This window comes from Shimia sp. FJ5 (assembly GCF_032918335.1).
Taxonomy (GTDB): Bacteria; Pseudomonadota; Alphaproteobacteria; order Rhodobacterales; family Rhodobacteraceae; genus Shimia; species Shimia aestuarii_A.
In genome coordinates this window covers 228,661-250,324 of sequence record NZ_JAWJUV010000001.1, presented here as the reverse complement: position 1 = coordinate 250,324, position 21,664 = coordinate 228,661, and the positions used below count along the sequence as shown (strand labels likewise).

The following is a 21,664-nucleotide window of genomic DNA, read 5'->3' as shown; positions in this document are numbered from 1 at the left end:
TCATGCCGTCACCTTGCGTTTGTCTTTGCGCCCATGGGTGAGCTGTTCGCGGAAATGGCTCGAAATCTGATCCACCACGACGATCGAGAAGAACAGCAGGAGGAAGATCGCCGCCGCCTCGTCATACTGCCCCTTGCCCCAGCTCATGGCGTTCTTGAGCTCATAGCCGATGCCGCCCGCACCGACAAAGCCAAGGATGGCCGAGGCGCGGATGTTGATTTCAAAGCGCAGGAGCGCATAGCTGAGATAGTTCGGGCTGACCTGCGGAATGACCCCAAGCCACATCCGCTGGGACCAGTTCGCCCCGACCGAAGAAAGCCCCTCAACCGGCTTGAGCGACACGTTCTCGTTCACCTCGGAGAACAGCTTGCCAAGCGCGCCCGCCGTGTGAAACGCGATGGCGATCATCGCAGGCACCGGCCCACCACCCATCACAAAGATCAGGACAAGCGCGATCACGATCTCGGGGATCGCGCGCATGATGTCCATCAGGCGCCGGAACACCGGGATCAGGCGCGGCCACCGGGCAAGACCCCGCGTCGCCAGAAGCGACAGGATCATCGCCCCCATCGCCCCGATCAACGTCGCGGCCCCCGCGATATTGATGGTCTCGATAAGAGAGGGGAAAAACTTGACGAAATGCGCCGGAAGCTCGGTGACTTTCTCACCCGCCTCGCTGAGCACTTCTTTGGGGAAATCAAAGAACCGGTGAATCCCGTCCCAAAAGCCGCCGGCATTGCGGTCATCCGCAATCATGAACCCCGACACCATGAGCGCGATGAACACGATCAGGAGAATCCCGTCCATAAGCCGCTTGCGCCGGACGAGCGCGAGGTAATCCGCGCGCATTTCCTCGATATTGCCGTGTATTTCCGTCATGACTGCCCCTCGTCAGAAAACAGGCCCCGCGCTGGATTGCGGGGCCTGCCAATCGTGATCGAACCTGTTTAGTTCGACTTGAGTTTGCGTGCTTCGATGATGACTTCGTAAGCGTCGTGGGTGATCGGCATAAAGCCTTTCGCGTCACCCTGAAGAACGCCATAGGCGCATTCTTCGTCCATCGACTTCAGCGATGCCATCAGGCCGGTCATCTTGAGCTTGACGTCTTCCGGAAGCGCCTTGCGCAGTACAACCGGGCCTTCCGGGATCGGCTTGGACTTCCAGATTTCGACGAGATCGTTCATGTCGACGAGACCCGCATCCACGGCTTTGCGAAGTGCGCCCGAGTTGTAGCCGTCTTCCCAGTTGCCAAGGCCATCGGCCCAGGTCACGCCGGCGTCGATGTCGCCGTTGTTGACTGCAACGATGGTCTGCTCGTGGCCGCCGGTGAATTTCACTTCACCAAAGTAGTCGCCCGACGTCATGGTCGCGCCGGTCGCGGCCGGGATTTCGATCGACGGGATCAGGTAGCCCGAGGTCGAGTTCGGGTCGCCAAAGCCAAAGACCTTGCCCTTCATCGCTTCAAGGCTGTCGATGCCAGCGTCCTTGCGGGCAAACCCGATCGAGTAGTAGCCATAGCCGCCATCGGTGTTGACCTTGACGAGGATCGGCTCAACCGCTTCCGGGTCGCTCAGGAAGGTTTTCGCATAGCCCGATGCGCCGAGCCACGCCATGTCGATGGTGCCGCCAAGGAGGCCCTGAATGACGCCGTTATAGTCGGCCGGGGCAAAAAGCTTGGTTTCGACACCGAGCAGTTCTTCGGTCTTCGCGCGCAGGCACTCGTTCGAGTTCATGCGGTCCTGGGCGTTCTCGCCGCCAAGGATGCCGATGCGGAATTCGTTGATGTCTTCGGCCAGAACCGGGGTGGTCAGGGCGGTGGTTGCCAGTGCGGCAGCGATCAGTCTTTTCATCTTCTCTCTCTCCAGTTGGTAAAAGCCCCGCGTTCGCAGAACGGGGCAGATGAAACTCAGGCAGGGACGCTGTTCAGCGTTTGAATTTCTGTCGATGTGTAGGCTTCGTTAAAGCTGTCATCGGCGCCATAGATGTCGCGTGCGACACCCGTCGTCAGTTGCTCGGGCGTGCCGTCAAAGACGATCCGCCCGTCGCGCATCCCGATCACGCGGTCGCAATAGCGCCGCGCCGTATCAAGGGTGTGCAGGTTGGCAATCACCATGCGGCCATCCTCTTCGTGGATGGCGCGCAGGGATTGCATAACGACCTGCGCGTTCATCGGGTCGAGCGAGGCAATCGGCTCGTCCGCAAGGATGATGCGCGGGTCTTGCATGAGGGCACGGGCAATTGCCACGCGCTGTTGTTGACCGCCCGAAAGCGCTTCGGCGCGCTTGGGGCCATGTTCGGCAATCCCGAGACGGTCAAGAATATCAATCGCCCGGTGAATGTCTTCTCCCGGAAACAGGTTGAAGATCGTGGCCATCGTCGAGCGACGGTTCAGTGTCCCGTGCAACACGTTCGACACCACATCCATCCGCGGCACGAGGTTGAACTGCTGAAAGATCATCGCGCATTCGGACTGCCAGCGGCGCTTGTCGGCCCCCTTGAGGCTGGTGATCTCGCGCCCGTCGAACACGATCCGGCCCGAGGTCGCATCGCTCAGACGATTGAGCATCCGAAGAAGCGTCGATTTGCCTGCGCCGGACCGGCCAATAATGCCAATCATCGCCGGTTCGCGGATTTCGATATTTGCCGAATCCACGGCGACATTCGGACCAAAGGACTTGGTCAGGTTCTCGATCGTTAGCACAGCTTACCCCCAGCGTTCTTGAGCCGGGGGATAGGCCCGCCCGAAGAAGAAGACTTGTCAGTTTGGTGAAAGTTTTGTGACGCGGGTCACTTGATCCAGATCGGATTCGACCAGGCCCGCTTGCCTGCCGCATCAATGACCGAGATGCGCACCCAGTCGCTATTGTAGAACCGCTGCAGCGGCACTTCCGTGCGCGTCATCGAATGACCATGCACTGCCGTTGCCGCCGTTCCGTTGCCCTGCGCGATCACGCTCACCACCGAGGAACTCTCGACCGTGACCGATTTCTCGTTGGCCTCAACAAGATGCAATTCCGGCCCCTGGCTCGAATAATAGTCGCCCCGCTTGAGCGCCTCGAGCAGGAGGTCCGGCTCGTTCGCCTCGGCCTTGACCATGACCCAGCCGCCGAAATGGTCCGGCTCGGTGAAATGCGCGTCATCCGTCGCCACGAGGTCAAGCTTGCGCCCCTCCGCCAGAAGAAGATCAAGCGTGTGGAACCCGTCCGGACGGTCACAGCCCGTCGCACAGCCGTGGTTATAAACCTCGACCGCATGCGCCGCCTCAAGGCTGCGCGCATCCTCAAGCGTGAGGCCTGACCACTGCGGATGCGCCACGGCGACAAACGCCCCGGCGTCACGGGCGCGCTTGGCAATCTCCGCACCGCTTTCCTGCCCCTCGACCGGAAGGAAAGCCGGCGAATGGCTGGGTTCGAAATCGGCCGGAAGACCCACCGCAAGGATATGCCACAACTCGCCATTCGCCATCGCCCCGGAATGCAACTCCGCCCCGAGGATCGTGGTGAAATTCTCGTCGCGGAACGGCACCGTGTCTGCGATGGGATACTTATAGATACCGATGAAATGATCCGTCAGGCTGATGAAATCATAGCCTTCCGCCTTGTAGCGCCGACAGACTTCCTCCGGCGTCAGGCACCCATCCGAAAGGTTTGAATGCGTGTGCAGGTTGCCGCGATAGAAACGGCCGGGGGCGGTAAAGGCGGAATGGATCATGACGGGCTCCGTTGGTGGTCTTGTGCACGGTTTTCCGCCGAGTATCGGCCCGTGACGATAGTTTTGTGACGGTTATGGCATTGCACCGGGTCGCTGGGAAAGAAAATCGGGCCAACTGCCGGAAAATCGCGCGTCAGACCGCCACCATATGATTGTCCCAGCGGATATCCTGCCGCCCTGTCTCTTCAAGGCGATCGCCCACATAGCGCGCCACCCGGCCATCGCCGGACGTGAGGACAAACCCCGCCGCGTTGGCGCCGATGCCGCAGACATCCGCCATCGCCACAGACCGCGCAACGCGCATGCCCTCAAGGTCGATCACCTGCACAACCCCGCCCCGCGGCGAGGAAATCGCAACCTCCCGCCCGTCCTGCGAAAAGGTCACGCTGCCGACATAGGCGTTGAGCGCCGCATGCTGTTCCGGCGTTGGTTGCAGCAATCGCACCTCCTCGCCCAACCGATGCGCCCCGAACAGAACCGGCGCCTGCGCCCGGTCGCCCTGCCATTGCATCCCGAACGCAACCATCCCATCGTCGCGCACCGCGATATGGCGGATCGAATTCATATGCATCTCGCGCGGCAATTCCATCACCTCAATCTCCGCACCCTCGGGCGAAAGATAAGCAAGGTTCGGCTCCATCATCGGGATATTGAGCTTTGCCCGCCCCGCATCCGGATGCGTCTCAATCCCGCCATTGGCAACAACCAAGGTCTCGCGCCCCGGCAGCCGGCAAATCTGATGCGGCCCGACCCCACCCGAGGCGAACTCTCCAATCCGACGATACCCCGCGCTCCGATCCCAAACGCCGATAACGCCCTGCCCAGCCTCGAAATCGTTCTCCGTGGTGAAAAGCGTATTGCCGTCCATCGAAAAGGCACCATGGCCATAGAAATGCCGCCCCTCAGGCGCCTCCAACCGATGCAGCACCGCCCCGCTGAGGCAATCGACGACAAAGGCGAAATTGCCCGGCCTGCGCGCGAACCCGACGGCCTCTGCCGCGCTCGGATGCGCCGCCGCCGCATGGCCCCGCGCCGGAAGCGGCACCGAAAACACCGGCGCGCCCGTCTCCGCCATCCCGATGAGGCGATAGGCCCCCTCCCGGTCCTGCGCCGCGCTAAGGAAATGCACATCCCCAAGCCCGGCCCATGTCACCGTCGATACCGACCCCGCCGCCAATGCGCCCGCGATAAATCCCCGCCGTGTGACCATGGCTCAGTCTCCGTCCAATGCGTTGAACCCGGCCACCACACCAAGGTGACTGCCAAGCTCCACCGCCGCGATCTCGCGCAGATCATCAAGCACCGCCTGGATCGTCTCGATATTAAGCCGCTTGGCCGGATCACTCACCGTCGCCAGAACCGGATCGTCAAGCGCGACGCTTGCCGCGCGCACATAGTCGAACCCTTCGTGGAACTGTGCCGCAAGGCTCGGCGAGCCTGCCGAAAGCATCCCCGCCAGCTCGTCGAGTGCCTCCGCCGACAGGATCACATGCCGCACTGACCGTCCCGAAAGCCGCGCCTCTGCCCGGTTCGGACGCGGGCGTTCAAAACTGCCCAACGGCCGCTGGAGCCGCATATCCGCCGTCACCTGAAGCCCGGTGCCAAGCGCCTTGAAAAGCTCCTGCACCCCTTCTTCCTCTGTGCGGTAAACGGCGTTGTCCTCGGCCCCCGCACGCCGCAGCGTCTCGGCATAAGAGGCGCGCCAATCGGCCTCAATCGCCCGCGTCACCGCCGCGATCTGCCCCGCCATCGCCCGCACAAGATCACAACGAAACGCCTCGCTGCCAAGGGTCGCGATCTCCGGATCATAGAGAAGGTATTCCATCGCGTAGTAGCCCTGCACTGCGATGGACTGGATCGCAAAGCCCTCGGGTGTAAGGACGCTCTCATCCCCCTTGAGGATCATCGCCCGAAGCGCCTTGGGCGTCTTTCCCCGGCTATCGGGCCAAAAGGCGAGCGCGAAGGCGCGGTTGTCGGTCTCCGACGGGCCAAACCGCAAATGGCTGACCCCGATCCACGCATCAAACGCCAGCCCCCACGCCGTGCGCAGCGCCGCATCTTCCGCCCCGCAATGCGCCTCTGCCGTCTCGGCAAGCGCCGCGCCCGTCTCGGCAAGTGCCGCGTAGCGGGGCAGGATATGCTGATCCGTAACCGACGCGATCAGCGCCCCCCGGTCCGAAACCTCCGCCCCTGCCCCGATAGGCAAAAGGCCAAGACACAAGACTGCCAAAAGACGTTTCATCGCTATCGCCCTCCTTAAAGGCTCTTCAAGAACCGGATCAGCGCCGCGCGCTCTTCCGGTGGCAAGGACACGACCCGCTCCCGCGCCGCCTTGGCCTCCCCCCCGTGCCAGAGCACCGCCTCAAGAAGGCTGCGCGCCCGGCCATCGTGCAAGTATCGCTCCTGCCCTGCAACCGCGCCCGTCTGGCCAAGCCCCCAAAGCGGCGGCGTTTTCCATTCCCGGCCCGTCGCCATGCCCTCGGGGCGGTGATCCGCAAGCCCCTCTCCCATATCGTGCAGGAGGAAATCCGAATAGGGCCAGATCAGTTGAAACGACCGCGACGGATCGTCCTTGAGGCGGTGGGTGACATAGGCGGGCCTGTGACACGCGGCACAGCCCAGCTCGTGAAACACCGCCTTGCCCCGCAAGACCTCGGGCGCATCCGCCTCTCTCCGCTCAGGCACGGCAAGATGCGCGGTATAAAGCGTCAAAAGATCGAGCCCCTTGGCGTCGATCTCAAACACGCGCACATCCTCATCCCCATGTGGGCGATCACGGCATTCGCCCTGCGCCGCGCTACAATCGCCCCATGGATCGGGATAAAGCGGGCTGGAAATGCCGATATCGTTCGAGAACGCATCCGCCGATTGCTCGCGCACCGTCGCCATCGCGCCCTTGCGTCCGAAGCGGCCAATCATCTCTGTGCCGTATTCGCGCGACATCACCCGGCGCGCGCGCCCCGAAATCCCGTCGCCATCCGCATCTTCCGGGTCTTCACCCGCAAGGATATCCTCGGCCCGGATCGCCTCGATGAGGCCAAGCCCCGGCAAGGGCGGCGCAAGCCGCGGGCTGGTCATCGCGCCCTCAGGCCACGACCCATAGCCCAGAGCGCTGACCGCATAGACCGGGTGGTGCAGCGTCACCACCTCGCCGCCCGCAAGCGTCACATTCTCGGTTTCATACTGCACGTCGAGCCGCGCTTCCGCTGCGAGACCCGAAAGGGAATTGGTCTGAAGCTGGCCACCATAGCCCGGCACACCCGAAAGCTTGAGCATCAGCGCCGCACCGCGATGCCCGCCACCGATCTGCCCCGCTTCCGGCACATGCCCGCGCCCGTTGCCCGGATGGCAGGCAAGGCACGAGCGCGCATTGTAAAGCGGCCCAAGCCCGTCCGATGCCTTGGTCGAGCTTGGCGCGCCAACCCATATTTTCTTGAAAAGCGCCCGCCCAGAAAGGAAGTCCAGCTCTTGGCGTGCTTCAAGCGTCGGCATGGCATGGCTAAAGGCTTTGTCGCCTGACGCCGCCACGCTCGCCGCCCCGGCAGAGAGATGTTCGAACCGATTGAGCGCCGCAGCACTCTCAGTCACCGCGGCGATCCGCGCCTCTTCCGCCGCACTGCGCGGCAAGGCGTCAAGATGCGGCTCGAGCGCCTCTGGCCCGGCGGCTCCGGCGCTGGCCCAACACAAGGCCCAAAGGCCCATCGCGATCGCGGCGCGTCTCATGCTTATTCGTGTCTCCCGACCCATGTCATGCCCTATGGCTACCGCAGGGCCAGACGGAACAACAGGGCGCGCAACCGCACGCCCTGCCGCATGTCATCAAATGGCGATTACCCGCCGAAGGGGATCACGAAAGCCGCACCGATCTGGGTCGAGTTCACACCCGCATCGTCGATGAAGGCCACCGCGCCGCCAAATTCCACACCGTTCTTGAACGTGTAATCCGCGCCGAACGTTGCCATCTTGGTCTCGCCCGCGCTGGTCACGTCGCGCAGGGCCAGCGAACCGGAAAGGGTGATGTCGCCAAAAGCGCGCGACGCATTGAGAAGCGCATAGGTCGCATCATCGCCTGCCGTGCCGCCATAGTTGTCGAACACGCCAACCTCACCGAAAAGCGTCACCGTGCCAATCGTGCCACCAACGCCCGCAACAAAACCGGTCTCGTCGGATTCGGTCGCGTTGCCGCTCAGGTGCCGCGCGCCGATGTTGTAGAACACGCCACCATCAAGCTCCTGCGCCCAATTGATCGCCAGGTTGTCGAACTGGCCGGTGTTGCCCGCGCCGGACCCCGCCACGCCCGAGACGTTCGGACCGACGTTAAAGCCAAGCTGCTCGCTAAAGATCGTGTCATCCGCGTAGAAGGTCGCGATCGAAAGCGTGCCGCCCGCGATCTCGATATCGGCGGCAAGCACAATCTGCTCTGTCAGCTCGTAGTCGTCGGCAAGGCCGCTGGCATAGAACCCGGCTGCCGAATCCCAGGCCGAACCGAACGCAACGCCGGTCTTACCAACGGTCAGTGTCGTGTTGCCAAGGCCAAAGGACAGGCCGATTTCGCCAAGATAGAACCCAAGATCTTCGAACGCCCGGTCATTGACTGCACCGGTCATCGACTCACCTGTGCCCGCGACGAAGAGGGTCACGTTGTCGGTGAGCGCCCATTCCGCCGCCACATCGACGATGCCATAAAGGTCGTTGACCTCGTTGCCGGCCACATCCGAGCTGACAACGCTGTCGATGCCGATCTCAAGCGATCCTTCCCAGGTCAGGCGCGGATCCGCGAGACCAGACGTTGCGGCGAGAGAGAGGGAGGCCGCCGCGACCCCCATGCTGAGGTGTTTCATTCTTCATTCCGTTTTGTGCCTCGACACAGGGGCTACTCGGTGTTGGCTGTGTATCGAAGGGTTTGTTATGTTATAACGTTAGATGCCCTTACTGGAACACAGCCGACGGATTGTCCAGACTGTCCGAGCCCTCAACGGCGATTCCGTCGAGACCAAGCACCGAAACAACGCGCTCAAAGCTCTTTGTTTGTGCAACAAGCCCGTTGACGCCGCCCATGACGAGCGCTTCGCCCTTGGCGTTGCCCGGCGCAAGCATCTGGTCATAAGACATCTCGCCCGCATCCGCCGCGGCCTTCATCTCGCCCATCGCGGCCATGGTCGCTTCAAGTTTGGCGATCACTTCGGCATTCAGCTCTGCATCCTGTGCCGCCACGAGATCGGACACCGACGCGCCCTCGACGACCGAGCCATCCACGCGGGTATAGGCACCGAGATAGACGTTCTGAATCCCTGCCGCATCGTAGTAGTGGCTATTGTGGGTGTTGTCCGAGAAGCAATCATGCTCTTCTTCCGGGTCGTTGAGCATCAGGCCAAGGCGCATCCGCTCCCCGGCAAGCTCCCCATAAGAAAGCGACCCCATGCCCGTCAGAATCGCGGTCAGGCCTGCGGTTTCGTCCTTCATGACCTCGGCCCGCGCGGCGCCGCCCTCTGCCCAGGCGCCCGCCATGTCCTCAAGATCGCTCACGAGGAGATCGGTCGCCGCCTTGAGATAGGCTGCGCGACGGTCGCAATTGCCCCCGGTACAGCCTTCTCCCGTGACAAAATCGGTATAGGGGCGGTTGCCCGCACCGGCCTCGGTGCCATTGAGGTCTTGGCCCCAAAGCAGGAATTCAATCGCGTGATAGCCGGTCGCCACATTCGCCTCGACCTCGTCCGCCTCATGCAGCGTTTCTGCGAGGAGCGCCGGGGTGATCTCGCTGGCATCCACCGTCTCACCCGAAAGCGCAAAGGTCGGATTGGCGATCACATTGGCCGCGTAAAGCGCGTTCTCTTCGTTCTCCGCGCCATAGCTGGTGTCCACATAGTCGATCAAACCTTCATCGAGCGGCCAGGCGTTCACCTTGCCTTCCCAATCATCCACGATGGCGTTGCCGAAACGGTAAACCTCGGTCTGCTGATACGGCACGCGCGACGCGAGCCAGGCCGACTTGGCCGCGGCAAGCGTCTCTTCCGAAGGGTTCGCGATCAGAGCATCCACCGCAGACCCGAGGGTGCGCGCCGTGATGAGGCTGTCTTCGTACCCGGCTGCCGCGATATCGGCATAGGTTTTGAGAACGGCCTGGTTGTCCGCTGCGAAGGCGGTGCTTGCAAAGCCAAGCGCGGCAAGCGTCACGCCAAGTTTAAGAGAGGTCATTGTGATGTCCTTCATATCCGGTGCTGTCTGATCCTTGTTGAGATCCCGCCTTCTGCGTGCGGGTATCCTGATGGGGTCTATTTGGTGAGAATGAGCTTGTTGGCGCGGGTGATCCGCAACGTGTAGACCTGACCGTCAAGAACAATGCGCGCCTGCGCCTTGCCTTGGGTCAGCTCTTTCGCATCATGAATTGGAAAATCTTCGATGGGCGGGGTCTTGTCCGTTTCCAACATATCTCAATCTCGTCCGTCAGAGGTCCTGTCGCGCCCCTTAACTGACTAAATTAATCAGAAACGTCAACCCGACTTATTTAGTCGGAAAAATCTTTCTCCGGTCCGATCACATTTTTAAGCGCCATGCGGAATATTTGCTCTTGCGGCGAAATCCCCTCGTCCGGCCGCCGCATGAGACCAACCGGTCCGCGTGTGATCCCGGTGTCAAAAGGCAAGGGCACAAGAAAGCCATCGGCGATCTCATTCGCCACAACCCCCGCCGAGATGATCCAGATCGCATCCGAGCGCCGCGTATAAACCCGCCCGAACGCGCCCGAAACGGTTTCGATCCGGTTCGGCACATTGCCCACCCCATGCGCAATCAGGAATCGCTCGATCAACGGACGGATCGCCGATCCCTGTGGCGGGTAGATGACCTGCCACTCGCCGATCCGCGCAAGGTCCGGCGCGTCAAGAAGCGGATGACCCGCGCGCACGATGAACTCGACCTTCTCTTCATAAAGCTGCGTGAACGAAAGCCCCTGCATCGTCTCCGGCCGCCCAAGCCGCCCAATCACAAGGTCCAGCCCCCCAAGCCGGAGCCGGTCGACAAGGAACCCGTGCGGGCCATCTTGCACATGCACCTCTACATCCGGGGCGATCTTCGACATCTCGGTCACCACCGCTGGCATGAGGCGCGCCGCCACCGACGGCAACGCACCGACCGCAATCCGCGCCTTGCCCGCCGTGCCGACCTGCTCTACCCCGGCAAGCCCCTGCTGAAGCGCTGCCAGCGACTGTTCCGCGAAATGCAGGAACACATCCCCCTGTGGCGTGAGCGTCACCCCCGCCCGCGACCGTTCAAGAAGCTCGGCGCCAAGGATCTCTTCAAGCTCCTTGAGCGTCTTGGAAATCGCCGGCTGCGTTAGAAAAAGCCGCTCCGCCGCGAGCTTCAAAGATCCTTCCCGGCAAATCTCCACGAAACATTGGATATGCCGGAACTTGATACGTCGATCGATCACATGCTTTCCACTTTTGGCAACTATATGGCGAATATCTTCATTTTACTTGCCAAGATCAACCATTCAATATCCCAATGTAACGGGAGGAAAAATCATGCGTACACAAGTGGCCATCATCGGTGGCGGCCCTTCGGGCCTGCTTCTGAGCCAGCTTTTGCACAAGGAAGGCATCGATAGCGTCGTGCTCGAACGCAAGACCCGCGACTACGTGCTTGGCCGTATTCGTGCCGGGATTCTCGAGCAGGGGTTCGTGGATCTGATGCATGAGGCTGGGGTCGGTGAGCGCATGGACCGCGAAAGTTTTGTGCATGACGGCACTGTGGTGTCCTATGGCGACGAAGAGTTCGGCATCAACTTCAAGGATCTGACCGGCACCTCCGTGGTCGTCTATGGCCAGACCGAAGTCACCCGCGACCTCTATGACGCCCGCGAGGCGATGGACGGCAAGATCGTCTTCAATACCGAGAACGTGCAAATCCACGAGGCCGACAGCGACGCGCCCTATGTGACCTATACGGTCGACGGCACCGAGCACCGCATCGACTGTGATTTCGTCGCCGGTTGCGATGGCTTCCACGGCGTCAGCCGCCAGACCATCCCCCTCACCGTGCGCCGCGAATACGAAAAGGTTTATCCCTTCGGCTGGCTCGGCATCCTCTCGGAAACGCCGCCCGTGCATGACGAACTGATCTACGCAGGCTCCGAGCGTGGCTTTGCCCTCTGCTCCATGCGCAACGACAACCTGAGCCGTTACTATATCCAGTGCTCCCTCTCCGACAGCCCCGAGGACTGGACCGACGCCGCCTTCTGGCAGGAACTCAAACGCCGCATCCCGGCGCATTACGCCGAGAACCTCGTCACCGGCCCCTCGATCGAGAAATCCATTGCGCCGCTGCGCTCCTTCGTGACCGAGCCGATGCGCTGGGGCCGTCTGTTCCTCTGTGGCGACGCCGCCCATATCGTGCCGCCCACCGGCGCCAAGGGCCTCAACACCGCAGCAAGCGATATCCACTATCTCTACAACGGCCTCGTCGCCCACTATCACGACGGCGACGACGAAGGCCTCGACCGCTATAGCGAAAAGGCGCTGGCCCGCATCTGGAAAGCCGAACGCTTCAGCTGGTGGTTCACCTCGCTGATGCACCGCTTCCCGGATCAATCCGATTTCGATCTCAAGATGCAGCAGGCCGACATCGCCTTCCTGCGCGACAACCGCGCCGCGCAAACGGTGATGGCCGAGAACTACGTCGGTCTGCCATACTGATCGCCATGAGGGACACGATGACCAACAAATACGATTCCGGCATGCAGGTCCGCCGCAAGATCCTCGGCGACGATCACGTGGACCGCGCCGAAGCCGCCAAGACCGATTTCGACGCCCCCTTCCAGACCCTCATCACCGAGGGCGCCTGGGGCACGGTCTGGGCCTCTGACGGCATCACTGATCGCGAACGCTCGATGTTGACGCTGGCGCTTCTGGCCGCTGCCGGGAACTTCGAGGAAATTCCCATGCACATCCGCGCCACCGCCCGCACCGGCGCGAGCAAGCAGGATGTGCTTGAGGTGTTTCAGCATGTCGCCGTCTATTGCGGCGTGCCGCGTGCCAACCACGCGCTGAAACTCGCCAAGCAGACCTACGCCGAAATGGAAAACGACGCCTAAGACGACCAACGGGAAACGCGCCCGCCCTAAGGAGACACCACCCATGAGCACACCAGGGGAATTCTACCAGCGAGATCGCTTGTGGCACCCGCCCGCCTTCGCGAAGGACTACAAGACCTCCGTGACGCGCTCGCCGCAATACGCGCTGATCTCGCTTCAGAACTCGGCGAGCGAGATCACCGGCCCGACCTTTGGCCACCGTGATATCGACCCGATCGACAACGACCTGATCTCGAACTACGCCAAAGCGGGCGAAAGCCCGATTGGCGAGCGTATCATCGTGCATGGCCGCGTTCTCGACGAGAATGGCCGTCCCGTGCCCAATACCCTCGTCGAAGTGTGGCAGGCCAACGCGGGCGGGCGCTATCGCCACAAGAAAGATACCTATCTCGCGCCCATCGATCCGAACTTCGGCGGCTGTGGCCGGACCCTCACCGACGAGAACGGCTATTACTACTTCCGCACCGTCAAACCCGGCGCCTACCCGTGGCGCAACTGGGTCAACGATTGGCGCCCGGCGCATATTCACGTCTCGGTTTTCGGCTCCGGCTTTGCCCAGCGCCTCATCACCCAGATGTATTTCGAGGGCGACCCGCTCATCGACACTTGCCCGATCGTCAACACGATCCCCGACAAGGCCGCCATCGGCCAGCTGATCGCCGCACTGGATCGCAACGCGACGATCCCGCTCGATACCATCGCCTACAAGTTCGATATCGTCCTGCGCGGTCGCCGCTCGACGCTGTTTGAAAACCGTCTGGAGGGCAACTGATGACCCAAGAGCTGAACTACCTCAAGGAATCCCCCTCCCAGACCGCCGGCCCCTACGTCCATATCGGCCTCGCTCCCGGCGCGGCAGGGTTTGACATCTACCGCCAGGAACTCGGCTGGGACATCGCTGGCCCCAACGCCAAGGGCGAACGCATCCGCGTCGAAGGCATCGTCATCGACGGCACCGGCTCGCCGATCAAGGATGTGCTGCTCGAGGCCTGGCAGGCCAATAGCGAAGGCGTCTACGCCCACCCCGAACATCCCGGCGAGGTCGAAGAGGGCTTTCGCGGCTGGGGCCGTGTCATCACCGATTTCGCCACCGGCGAATGGGGCTTTGATACGGTGAAACCGGGGGCCGTCATGGGCCGCAACGGTCATATGATGGCGCCGCATATCAACCTCTGGATCGTGGCGCGCGGCATCAATGTCGGCCTCAATACCCGCATCTATTTCGACGACGAGGCCGAGGCCAATGCCTCTGACCCGGTGCTCAACATCATTGAATGGGAACGCCGCCGCGCAACCCTGATCGCCAAACGGACCGAACGCGACGGCGAGATCGTCTACCGCTTTGACGTCAAGATGCAGGGCGAAGACGAAACCGTGTTCTTCGACATCTGATCACCGTGACAACCCGGCCCGCTCCGATATACGGTGCGGGCCAAAAAGGAATCCGCAATGAGCAACCCCTGTATTCTCTGCTGCGCCATCACGGGCAGCGTGCCGCGCAAATCTGACAACCCCGCCGTGCCAACCACGGTCGAGGAACAGATCGAAAGCAGCCACGCCGCTGTTGAGGCCGGCGCCTCCATCATCCACGCCCATGTGCGCAACGATGATGAAACCCCCTCCTCCGATCCCGAGCGCTTTGCCCGCCTCAAGGAAGGGCTTGAGAAACACTGCCCCGGCGTGATCATCCAATTCTCGACCGGCGGCCGCTCCGGCGCTGGCCACGAACGCGGCGGCATGCTGTCCCTGCGCCCTGACATGGCCTCGCTCTCGGTCGGCTCCAACAACTTCCCGACCCGCGTCTACGAGAACGCGCCGGACCTTGTCGCGTGGCTCTCCGCCGAGATGCAGACCTACGAGATCACCCCCGAGATCGAAGCCTTCGATCTGTCGCACCTGATTCAGGCGATCCGTATGCATGACGAGGGCAAGCTTTATGGCCGCCTCTACGTGCAATTCGTCATGGGCGTGAAGAACGCCATGCCCTGTGACAAGGAAGTCTTCGATTTCTACGTCCACATGATGAAGACCCGCGCGCCCAAGGCCGCGTGGTGTGCCGCCGGGATCGGCGCAAATCAGGCCGTGGTCAATGAATGGGCCATCGCCGCTGGTGGGCATACCCGTGCGGGCCTCGAGGACAACGTGCGCCTCGACCGCAACACGCTCGCACCCTCCAACGCCGCACTGATCGCGCGCGCCGCCGATCTCTGTGCGAAATACGAACGCCCCGTGGCGACTCCCGCACAAGCGCGCGAAATCCTCGGCCTGCGCTCGGCCTGAGGCGCGCAAGATTTTCGAAACTCCATGGGCCAAGCGATGCCAAAATCGCTTGGTCCCGCCCCGTTCACCGGGACGGTGCTGTAACGCTTCCCCACAGACGCAATACCGACGCGATACCGACGTTATACCGACGTCGGTTTTTCCGTTTACGATTGCCTGCATCGACCGGGGTCAGGGCCCAAAGAAAAGGCCCTGAAAGCGTCTGCTTTCAGGGCCGGAATTCTTGGTGGCGGTACAGGGACTTGAACCCCGGACACGCGGATTATGATTCCGCTGCTCTAACCAACTGAGCTATACCGCCTTAGGTGCAGAGCGATTTATGAGAACCTCCGCACGGGGTCAAGCGGAAAAACGGCCCCTCGCCAAAGTTTTCCCGCCGCTCAAGTGATGGCCACCGAGAAGGCATGCGGCGAGGTTCCGAACCGTTCCCGAAAGCGCCGCGAGAACTGCGTCGCCGAAGCGAACCCACAGGCCAACGCAACCTCTCCCACCGGCAAATCCGTCTCCGCCAAAAGCGCCCGCGCCCGCTGTAGGCGCAGGTCGATGAGATAGCGTTTCGGTGTGCGCCCGACATGATGCGCAAAGAGCCGCTCCATCTGGCGCCGCGACACGCCAACCCGCTCCGCAACTTCGTCGAGGCTAATCTCTTGGTCGATCTCGTCGTCAAAAATCCGCACGATTTCAAGGAGTCGCGCATTGCGCACCCCAAGCGTCGCCGCGCGCGACACCATCTGGCTATCCCCATCCGAGCGATGCACCGAATGCAGGCACATGTTGAGCACCGCCTGACTGAGCAGCGGGCCATACCGGTCGTCGATGAGCTTTAGGAACAAGTCCGTTGCCGCCGCCCCGCCGCCGCAGGTCATGATCCGCCCGTCTACGACATAAAGCTGTTCGCGCAGGTCTAGATCGGGATAGCTTTCACGGAATGGCACCTGATTTTCCCAATGCAGGGTCACACGACGCCCCTTGAGAATGCCCGCCCGCGCAAGCGTATAGGCCCCGGTACAGAGCCCGCCCACGGTCCGCCCCATCCGCCATTGATAACGGATCCAATCCGCCGCCTTGCGCGAGGCCGCCTTCTCCGGTTCGACCCCGGAACACACAAGCACATAGGCGCTGTTCGGGGTATCGCCCAGCGCCGCATCCACCGAGATCTCGACACCGTTCGAACACCGGACCGGCGCGCCATCCTCCGACATCGTCGTCCAGCGATAAAGCGCCCGCCCCGTCAGCTGGTTCGCAATCCGCAACGGCTCAATGGCCGAGGAAAACGCCAACATCGACAGGTTCGGCAAGAGCAGAAAAACAAAGTGCTCCGGCTCGCTCACCCCGTCGGGCCCAAGCTCTACATAGGCAACACCTTTCGGGATCAACCCGCCACTCATCTGCCAGTCCTCTCCTTTGCGACGGGACATGGTATGATCGCTGATACGACTCGGACAAGTCGGAAAACGACCCTATTTATAGCTTTTACCGCATGGAAACGCTGGCGGTGGGCGGATGCGCCCGAAGTGCCGCCCGAAACCACTGCATCGCCCGCCCCGGCCCGCTACCGGATCGCGACGCAAGCACCATCGGCAACGGCGCCCCCATATCGAAATCGATGACTTCAAACCGGCTCCGAAAGGCGTGGCTCTGCACAAAGGAATCCACCACCACGCCAAGCGCGTCTGTCCGCTCGATTATGCCCGACGCCATCGGAAAGTTCTCGATGATGTGCAAGCCGCGCACGGAATCCCCCTCGAGGTGATCGAGCACCTCGATCAACGGGCGCACATGGGGCCCCGAAAGGTCCGGTGCGATGATCGGATAGCGCGCCAGATCCTCCGCCCCGACAAGATGCCCGCTAAGCGGATGGCCCTTGCGCGCATACATCCGCGAGCGCAGCGGCGGCAGTGGCTCCATGGCAAATCCCGCCTCCCCCATAAGCCCATGTTCGGGCGCGATGAGCGTGTCGAGATCGCCCTGCCGCAGGAATTGAATCCCCGTCTCAAAAGTCACCCCGCGCAAATGCACCCGCACTTCCGAATGGCTCAGGACAAGGTGGCGCACGGCCCGGTTCATCAATCCCTCAAGCGACGGTGGCGCAATCCCGATGCGCAACACCCGGTCGCGCGTTTCTCGCCCGCTGCGGGTATCACTCACGAGTTGATCCATATCCGACAGGATACGCGCTGCCCGGTCGATGAATGTCCTGCCCGCCGCCGTCGCCACAACGCCACGGGCACGCCGCTCGAATATCGCAAATCCTAGGTCGGCCTCGATATCGGCAACCGCCTTGGTCACCGCCGACTGCGTGATATGCAGGTTGCGCGCCGCCGCAGAGATCGCCCCGGCCCGGTCCACCGCCAGAACATAGCGCAGTTTGCTTAGGTTCATTCTATGGACCCATTCCAATAATGAATATCATTGGACAATATAGAATTTGTCAGATGGATGAAAGCACCCCCATACTTCCCCCGAAACAGGGATTCGGGGAGGATACCCATGACCAAGACCATCGTTGCCGGTGTCGGCATGATCAAATTCGCCAAACCGGGCGCGTCCGACAGCTATGACAAGATGGGCGCCGATGCGATCCGCGCGGCGCTCGCGGATTCCGGCCTGTCCTATGAGGACGTGAAGCAAGCCTATGCCGGCTATGTCTACGGCGATTCCACCTGCGGCCAGAAAGCCCTCTATCAGGTCGGCATGACGGGCATCCCGGTGATCAACGTCAACAACAACTGTTCCACCGGCTCGACCGCGCTCTTTCTGGCGCGTCAAGCCATCGAGCATGGCATTGCCGATTGCGTCCTCGCGGTCGGCTTTGAACAGATGCAGCGCGGCGCGCTTCAGAGCCACTGGACCGATCGCCCAACGCCGTTCGACGATTTCGACCACGAGACCGATGTGCTCGTCGGGAACTCGCAAGTGCCGCTGGCGCTGCGTTACTTCGGTGGCGCGGGCAAAAGCCATATGGAGAAATACGGCACCGAGCTGCGCGACTTTGCCAAGATCCGTGCCAAGGCCTCGCGCCACGCGGTCAACAATCCCCTCGCCCTCTTCAACACCGAAGTGAGCGAAGACGACGTGATGAACGCCCCCTTCATGTGGGAAGGCGTAATGACCCGCCTCATGGCCTGCCCCCCGACCTGCGGCGGCGCGGCGGCCATCCTCTGCTCTGAAGAGTTTGCCAAAAAGCACAGCATCCCGACCACCGTCTCGATCGTCGGTCAGGCGATGACGACAGACTACCCCTCGACCTTCGATGCGCACGATATGATGCAGGTCGTCGGCTACGATATGACCGCCGCCGCCTCGAAACAGGTGCAGGAACAATCCGGTATCGACATCAAAGACGTGGACGTGGTCGAACTGCACGATTGCTTCGCCCATAACGAGCTCATCACCTATGAGGGCCTTGGCCTCTGCCCCGAGGGTGGTGCGCAGAAGTTCATTGCTGATGGCGACAATACCTATGGCGGCAAATACGTCACCAACCCCTCCGGCGGGCTACTCTCCAAGGGCCACCCGCTTGGCGCGACGGGCCTTGCGCAATGCTATGAGCTGACCCACCAACTGCGCGGCACTGCCGAGAACCGGCAGGTCGACGGCGCCAAGACCGCGCTTCAGCACAACCTCGGCCTCGGCGGCGCCTGCGTCGTGACGCTCTATCAGGCGGCCTGACCCATGGGGATTTTTGACCGAAGCACAGCGGGGCAGAAGACCCCGCCCATCGAGGTGACCCTTGAACGCGGCGCGATCGCCTTCTTTGCCGAAACCATTGGCGAGACAAACCCGATTCATTTCGACGTCGACGCCGCTCGCGCAGCCGGGCACCCGGACGTGGTCGCACCCGCAACCTACCCCGTGGTCGTCGGCACCTTCGCGGGCAAGGAAAGCATGCGTCGGGGATTGCCCGGCATCCATGCAATTATCAACGCTGACTTCCGCTGCCTTCTGCATGGCACCGAGAGCTACATCTATCACGGCCCAATACACGCGGGTGAAACCGTGTCGGTCGAGAACGAAGTGCTCGGCTTTGCCGATGCCAAGGGCGGCAAGCTGGAAATCGCGCAGGTCGCCACCCGCATCACCCACCCCGAGCGTGGCCTACTTGTCGAGGCCAAGCGCGACATCATTCACGTTCTGGGCTGAGGAGGCGCAACGATGACCATCACCCCCGCCACCGCCAAACCCGGCGACACGCTACCGACGCTCGTCTTTGGTCCTGTCTCGCGCACCAAGCTTGCGCTCTATGCCGGCGCGTCGGGCGATCACAACCCGATCCATATCGACCTTGATTTCGCCAAGGGCGCCGGGTTCGACGACGTCTTCGCGCACGGGATGCTGTCCATGGCGCAACTGGGCCGCCTCGTGACCGACTGGGCCGGACAGGAAAACGTCCGTACCCTCTCAACCCGCTTCACCGCCATCACCCCCGTCAACGCGACTGTGACCTGCGAAGGCAGCGTCGCTGAGATCGTCGAGAAGGATGGCGAGACGCTCTTGAAACTGACCCTGTCGGCCAAGGTCGACGACGGAACCCAAACCCTGAAAGGCGAAGCGCTCGTGCGCGCCGCCTGAAGACGGAGAGACCCCCATGCCCAACCATCTGTGGATGCAGGAAGACCACAAGGCGTTCGCCGACACGGTGCGCCGCTTCTTCGCCGAAGAAATCACCCCCAACAAGGACGCCTGGACCGAAGCCGGCACCGTGCCGAAATCGCTTTGGAAGAAGGCGGGCGAGCTTGGCATCCTCGGCGCGACCTTCCCCGAAGAACACGGCGGCCTCGGCCTCTCGCGCCATTTCGACGCCGTGACCTTCCTCGAACAAACCCGCGCCGGCGATAGCGGCTGGGGCGTCTCGGTCCACAACATCGCCGCCCACTACATCACCGCCTTCGGCACCGACGAACAAAAGGCCCGCTGGCTCCCCGGTCTCGCCTCGGGCGACAAGGTCGCCGCCATCGCGATGACCGAACCGGGCACCGGCTCCGACCTTCAGGCGGTCAAGACCACCGCCATCAAGGACGGCAATGAATACCTCATCAACGGCTCCAAGACCTTCATCACCAACGGCGGCAGCGCCGACCTGATCGTCCTCGTCGCCAAGACCGACCCCAAGGCCAAGGGCCGTGGCGTGTCACTCATCGTGGTGGAGACCGAAGGGCTCGAAGGTTTCTCTGTCGGTCGCCGCCTCAAGAAAATGGGCATGAAGCGCAACGACACCGCCGAATTGTCCTTCGAGGACGTGCGCGTGCCGCTTACCAACCTGATCGGCACCGAGGAAGGCCAGGGCTTCATCCAGCTGATGAAGCAACTGCCCTGGGAACGCCTGATCCTCGGCTTCATGGCCCTCGGCGCCTCGCAATGTGCGCTCGACATGACGCTCGACTACGTGCGCGAACGCAAGGCCTTTGGCCAACGCATCATGGACTTCCAGAACACCCGCTTCAAACTCGCCGAAGCGGCGACAAAGATCGAGCTCCTCGCCGCCTTCGTCGATCAATGCCTCGCCGAGCTGGAAACCGGCACCCTCACCCCGGAAAAGGCCGCCATGGCCAAGTGGTGGGGCACCCAGACCCAATGCGAGATCATCGACGAATGTCTCCAGCTTTTCGGCGGCTATGGCTACATGCAGGAATACCCGATCTCCGAACTCTATACCGACGCCCGCGTGCAGAAGATCTACGGCGGCACCAATGAAATCATGAAAGAACTGATCGCGCGCGATCTCGACCGCGACTGAGGGAGGACACCATGGGAAAACTTGACGGAAAGACCGCCTATATCACCGGCGCAGGCAACGGCATCGGCCGCGCGCTGGCCCTGAAACTCGCCTCCGAGGGGGCCAATGTCGTGGTCAACGACCTCGAAGCAGACCCCGCCATGGCCGTGGTCGAGGAAATCGCCGCCATGGGCGGCCATGCCATCGCCGTGCCCGGCTCCGTGACTGAACAAGGCTTTGCCGAACGCTTTATCGGGGCGGGCGTAGAGAAATGGAACGCCATCGACATCATCGTCAACAATGCGGGCTACACATGGGATAGCCTCATCGGCCACATGACCGACGAACAGTTCGACGCCATGATGGATGTGCATGTGAAGGCCCCCTTCCGCATCCTGCGCGCCGCCTCCGGCTTTATCAAAGGCGCCGCCGCGCAAGAGGCCGAAGACGGGCGCGAGGTGTTCCGCAAGGTGGTCAACATCTCCTCCATCGCGGGCACGTCAGGCAATGTCGGACAAGCCAACTACTCGACAGCGAAATCTGCCGTCCTTGGCCTCACCAAGACGCTCGCCAAGGAATGGGGCCGCCACAAGGTCAACGTCAACTGTGTCGCCTTCGGTTATATCGAAACCCGCCTGACCGAGGCCACGGACGAAAAGAAAACCATTACCGTGGACGGCAACGAGGTCGGCATCGGTATCCCGAAAAAGGTCGCTGGCGGGTTCGCCGCGATGGTGCCGCTTGGTCGCCCCGGCACTCCGGCAGAGGCCGCAGATGGCGTCTATCTCTTCTGCTGCCCGGAATCGAACTACGTCTCGGGCCAGACCCTCATCGTCGGTGGCGGCCTGACGGGATGACGCAGAAGG

The 21,664-nt window shown here is 62.1% G+C and carries 23 protein-coding genes and 1 tRNA gene; 10 read left to right on the top strand and 14 right to left on the bottom strand.

The genetic code is table 11. The annotated features are described in order from the left end of the window. The 11 genes from phnE to pcaQ all read right to left on the bottom strand — a co-directional run bounded on the left by phnE (position 1) and on the right by pcaQ (position 11,140). Positions 1 to 879 carry a phosphonate ABC transporter, permease protein PhnE gene (phnE, locus tag R1W01_RS01375; RefSeq protein WP_297756432.1) on the bottom strand — a complete coding sequence of 293 codons (879 nt, stop codon included), beginning with the start codon at positions 877 to 879 and terminating at the stop codon, positions 1 to 3. Between the two features lie 68 nt (positions 880 to 947). Further along, positions 948 to 1,850, bottom strand: a complete 903-nt coding sequence (gene phnD, locus R1W01_RS01370; RefSeq protein ID WP_243611297.1) for a phosphonate ABC transporter substrate-binding protein — start codon at positions 1,848 to 1,850, stop codon at positions 948 to 950. Positions 1,851 to 1,906: 56 nt separating this feature from the next. Next, complete coding sequence (gene phnC, locus R1W01_RS01365; RefSeq protein WP_297756433.1) at positions 1,907 to 2,701, bottom strand: phosphonate ABC transporter ATP-binding protein; 795 nt, start codon at positions 2,699 to 2,701, stop codon at positions 1,907 to 1,909. 86 nt (positions 2,702 to 2,787) lie between these two features. Next, on the bottom strand, positions 2,788 to 3,711 hold the full coding sequence (locus R1W01_RS01360) for a PHP domain-containing protein (protein ID WP_243611299.1): 924 nt from the start codon (positions 3,709 to 3,711) through the stop codon (positions 2,788 to 2,790). 133 nt (positions 3,712 to 3,844) lie between these two features. Next, the gene (locus R1W01_RS01355; protein ID WP_297756434.1) at positions 3,845 to 4,921 is read right to left on the bottom strand and encodes a DUF1513 domain-containing protein; all 1,077 of its coding nucleotides are present in this window, start codon (positions 4,919 to 4,921) and stop codon (positions 3,845 to 3,847) included. 3 nt (positions 4,922 to 4,924) lie between these two features. After that, on the bottom strand, positions 4,925 to 5,953 hold the full coding sequence (locus R1W01_RS01350) for an imelysin family protein (protein ID WP_297756435.1): 1,029 nt from the start codon (positions 5,951 to 5,953) through the stop codon (positions 4,925 to 4,927). A gap of 14 nt (positions 5,954 to 5,967) precedes the next feature. Beyond that, a complete protein-coding gene (locus R1W01_RS01345; protein WP_411028132.1) occupies positions 5,968 to 7,434 on the bottom strand; it encodes a di-heme oxidoredictase family protein in 1,467 nt (488 codons plus the stop codon). A 107-nt stretch (positions 7,435 to 7,541) separates the two neighbouring features. Beyond that, positions 7,542 to 8,552, bottom strand: coding sequence for a hypothetical protein (locus tag R1W01_RS01340; RefSeq protein WP_297756436.1), 1,011 nt, complete (start codon positions 8,550 to 8,552; stop codon positions 7,542 to 7,544). 88 nt (positions 8,553 to 8,640) lie between these two features. Next, on the bottom strand, positions 8,641 to 9,906 hold the full coding sequence (locus tag R1W01_RS01335) for an imelysin family protein (protein WP_297756437.1): 1,266 nt from the start codon (positions 9,904 to 9,906) through the stop codon (positions 8,641 to 8,643). Positions 9,907 to 9,983: 77 nt separating this feature from the next. Next, a complete protein-coding gene (hemP, locus tag R1W01_RS01330; RefSeq protein WP_243611304.1) occupies positions 9,984 to 10,139 on the bottom strand; it encodes a hemin uptake protein HemP in 156 nt (51 codons plus the stop codon). A 77-nt stretch (positions 10,140 to 10,216) separates the two neighbouring features. Then, positions 10,217 to 11,140, bottom strand: coding sequence for a pca operon transcription factor PcaQ (gene pcaQ / locus R1W01_RS01325; RefSeq protein WP_243611305.1), 924 nt, complete (start codon positions 11,138 to 11,140; stop codon positions 10,217 to 10,219). Positions 11,141 to 11,234: 94 nt separating this feature from the next. On the opposite strand from pcaQ, the gene pobA reads away from it, so the two are divergent. The 5 genes from pobA to R1W01_RS01300 are packed head-to-tail and all read left to right on the top strand — an operon-like array spanning position 11,235 to position 15,082. Next, positions 11,235 to 12,404, top strand: a complete 1,170-nt coding sequence (gene pobA / locus R1W01_RS01320; protein WP_297756438.1) for a 4-hydroxybenzoate 3-monooxygenase — start codon at positions 11,235 to 11,237, stop codon at positions 12,402 to 12,404. A gap of 17 nt (positions 12,405 to 12,421) precedes the next feature. Next, complete coding sequence (pcaC, locus tag R1W01_RS01315; protein ID WP_243611307.1) at positions 12,422 to 12,802, top strand: 4-carboxymuconolactone decarboxylase; 381 nt, start codon at positions 12,422 to 12,424, stop codon at positions 12,800 to 12,802. A gap of 43 nt (positions 12,803 to 12,845) precedes the next feature. Next, positions 12,846 to 13,574, top strand: coding sequence for a protocatechuate 3,4-dioxygenase subunit beta (pcaH, locus tag R1W01_RS01310; protein WP_243611308.1), 729 nt, complete (start codon positions 12,846 to 12,848; stop codon positions 13,572 to 13,574). Continuing rightward, positions 13,574 to 14,194, top strand: a complete 621-nt coding sequence (gene pcaG, locus R1W01_RS01305; RefSeq protein WP_297756439.1) for a protocatechuate 3,4-dioxygenase subunit alpha — start codon at positions 13,574 to 13,576, stop codon at positions 14,192 to 14,194. The genes pcaH and pcaG overlap by 1 nt, the downstream gene beginning before the upstream one ends. Positions 14,195 to 14,251: 57 nt before the next feature. After that, positions 14,252 to 15,082: a 3-keto-5-aminohexanoate cleavage protein gene (locus R1W01_RS01300; protein WP_297756440.1), complete on the top strand. Its 831-nt coding sequence runs from the start codon at positions 14,252 to 14,254 to the stop codon at positions 15,080 to 15,082. A gap of 224 nt (positions 15,083 to 15,306) precedes the next feature. Here R1W01_RS01300 and R1W01_RS01295 read toward each other — a convergent pair. From R1W01_RS01295 to R1W01_RS01285, 3 genes are all read right to left on the bottom strand, one after another. Next, positions 15,307 to 15,383, bottom strand: a tRNA-Met gene (locus R1W01_RS01295). Between the two features lie 79 nt (positions 15,384 to 15,462). After that, on the bottom strand, positions 15,463 to 16,500 hold the full coding sequence (locus R1W01_RS01290; protein WP_297756441.1) for a GlxA family transcriptional regulator: 1,038 nt from the start codon (positions 16,498 to 16,500) through the stop codon (positions 15,463 to 15,465). A 55-nt stretch (positions 16,501 to 16,555) separates the two neighbouring features. Beyond that, complete coding sequence (locus tag R1W01_RS01285) at positions 16,556 to 17,464, bottom strand: LysR family transcriptional regulator (RefSeq protein ID WP_297756442.1); 909 nt, start codon at positions 17,462 to 17,464, stop codon at positions 16,556 to 16,558. A 108-nt stretch (positions 17,465 to 17,572) separates the two neighbouring features. Between R1W01_RS01285 and R1W01_RS01280 the strand changes: the two genes are divergently transcribed. From R1W01_RS01280 to R1W01_RS01260, 5 genes are read left to right on the top strand one after another with little or no spacing between them, the layout of a single operon-like run. Then, positions 17,573 to 18,754 (top strand): lipid-transfer protein, encoded by a 1,182-nt coding sequence (locus tag R1W01_RS01280; protein WP_297756443.1) that lies wholly within the window; start codon positions 17,573 to 17,575, stop codon positions 18,752 to 18,754. A gap of 3 nt (positions 18,755 to 18,757) precedes the next feature. Next, on the top strand, positions 18,758 to 19,225 hold the full coding sequence (locus tag R1W01_RS01275; protein WP_243611314.1) for a MaoC family dehydratase N-terminal domain-containing protein: 468 nt from the start codon (positions 18,758 to 18,760) through the stop codon (positions 19,223 to 19,225). A gap of 12 nt (positions 19,226 to 19,237) precedes the next feature. Further along, complete coding sequence (locus R1W01_RS01270) at positions 19,238 to 19,654, top strand: MaoC family dehydratase (RefSeq protein ID WP_243611315.1); 417 nt, start codon at positions 19,238 to 19,240, stop codon at positions 19,652 to 19,654. 16 nt (positions 19,655 to 19,670) lie between these two features. After that, positions 19,671 to 20,819 (top strand): acyl-CoA dehydrogenase family protein, encoded by a 1,149-nt coding sequence (locus tag R1W01_RS01265; RefSeq protein ID WP_243611316.1) that lies wholly within the window; start codon positions 19,671 to 19,673, stop codon positions 20,817 to 20,819. Positions 20,820 to 20,830: 11 nt separating this feature from the next. Next, positions 20,831 to 21,655 (top strand): SDR family NAD(P)-dependent oxidoreductase, encoded by an 825-nt coding sequence (locus R1W01_RS01260; protein ID WP_297756444.1) that lies wholly within the window; start codon positions 20,831 to 20,833, stop codon positions 21,653 to 21,655. The last annotated feature ends 9 nt before the right edge of the window (positions 21,656 to 21,664 follow it).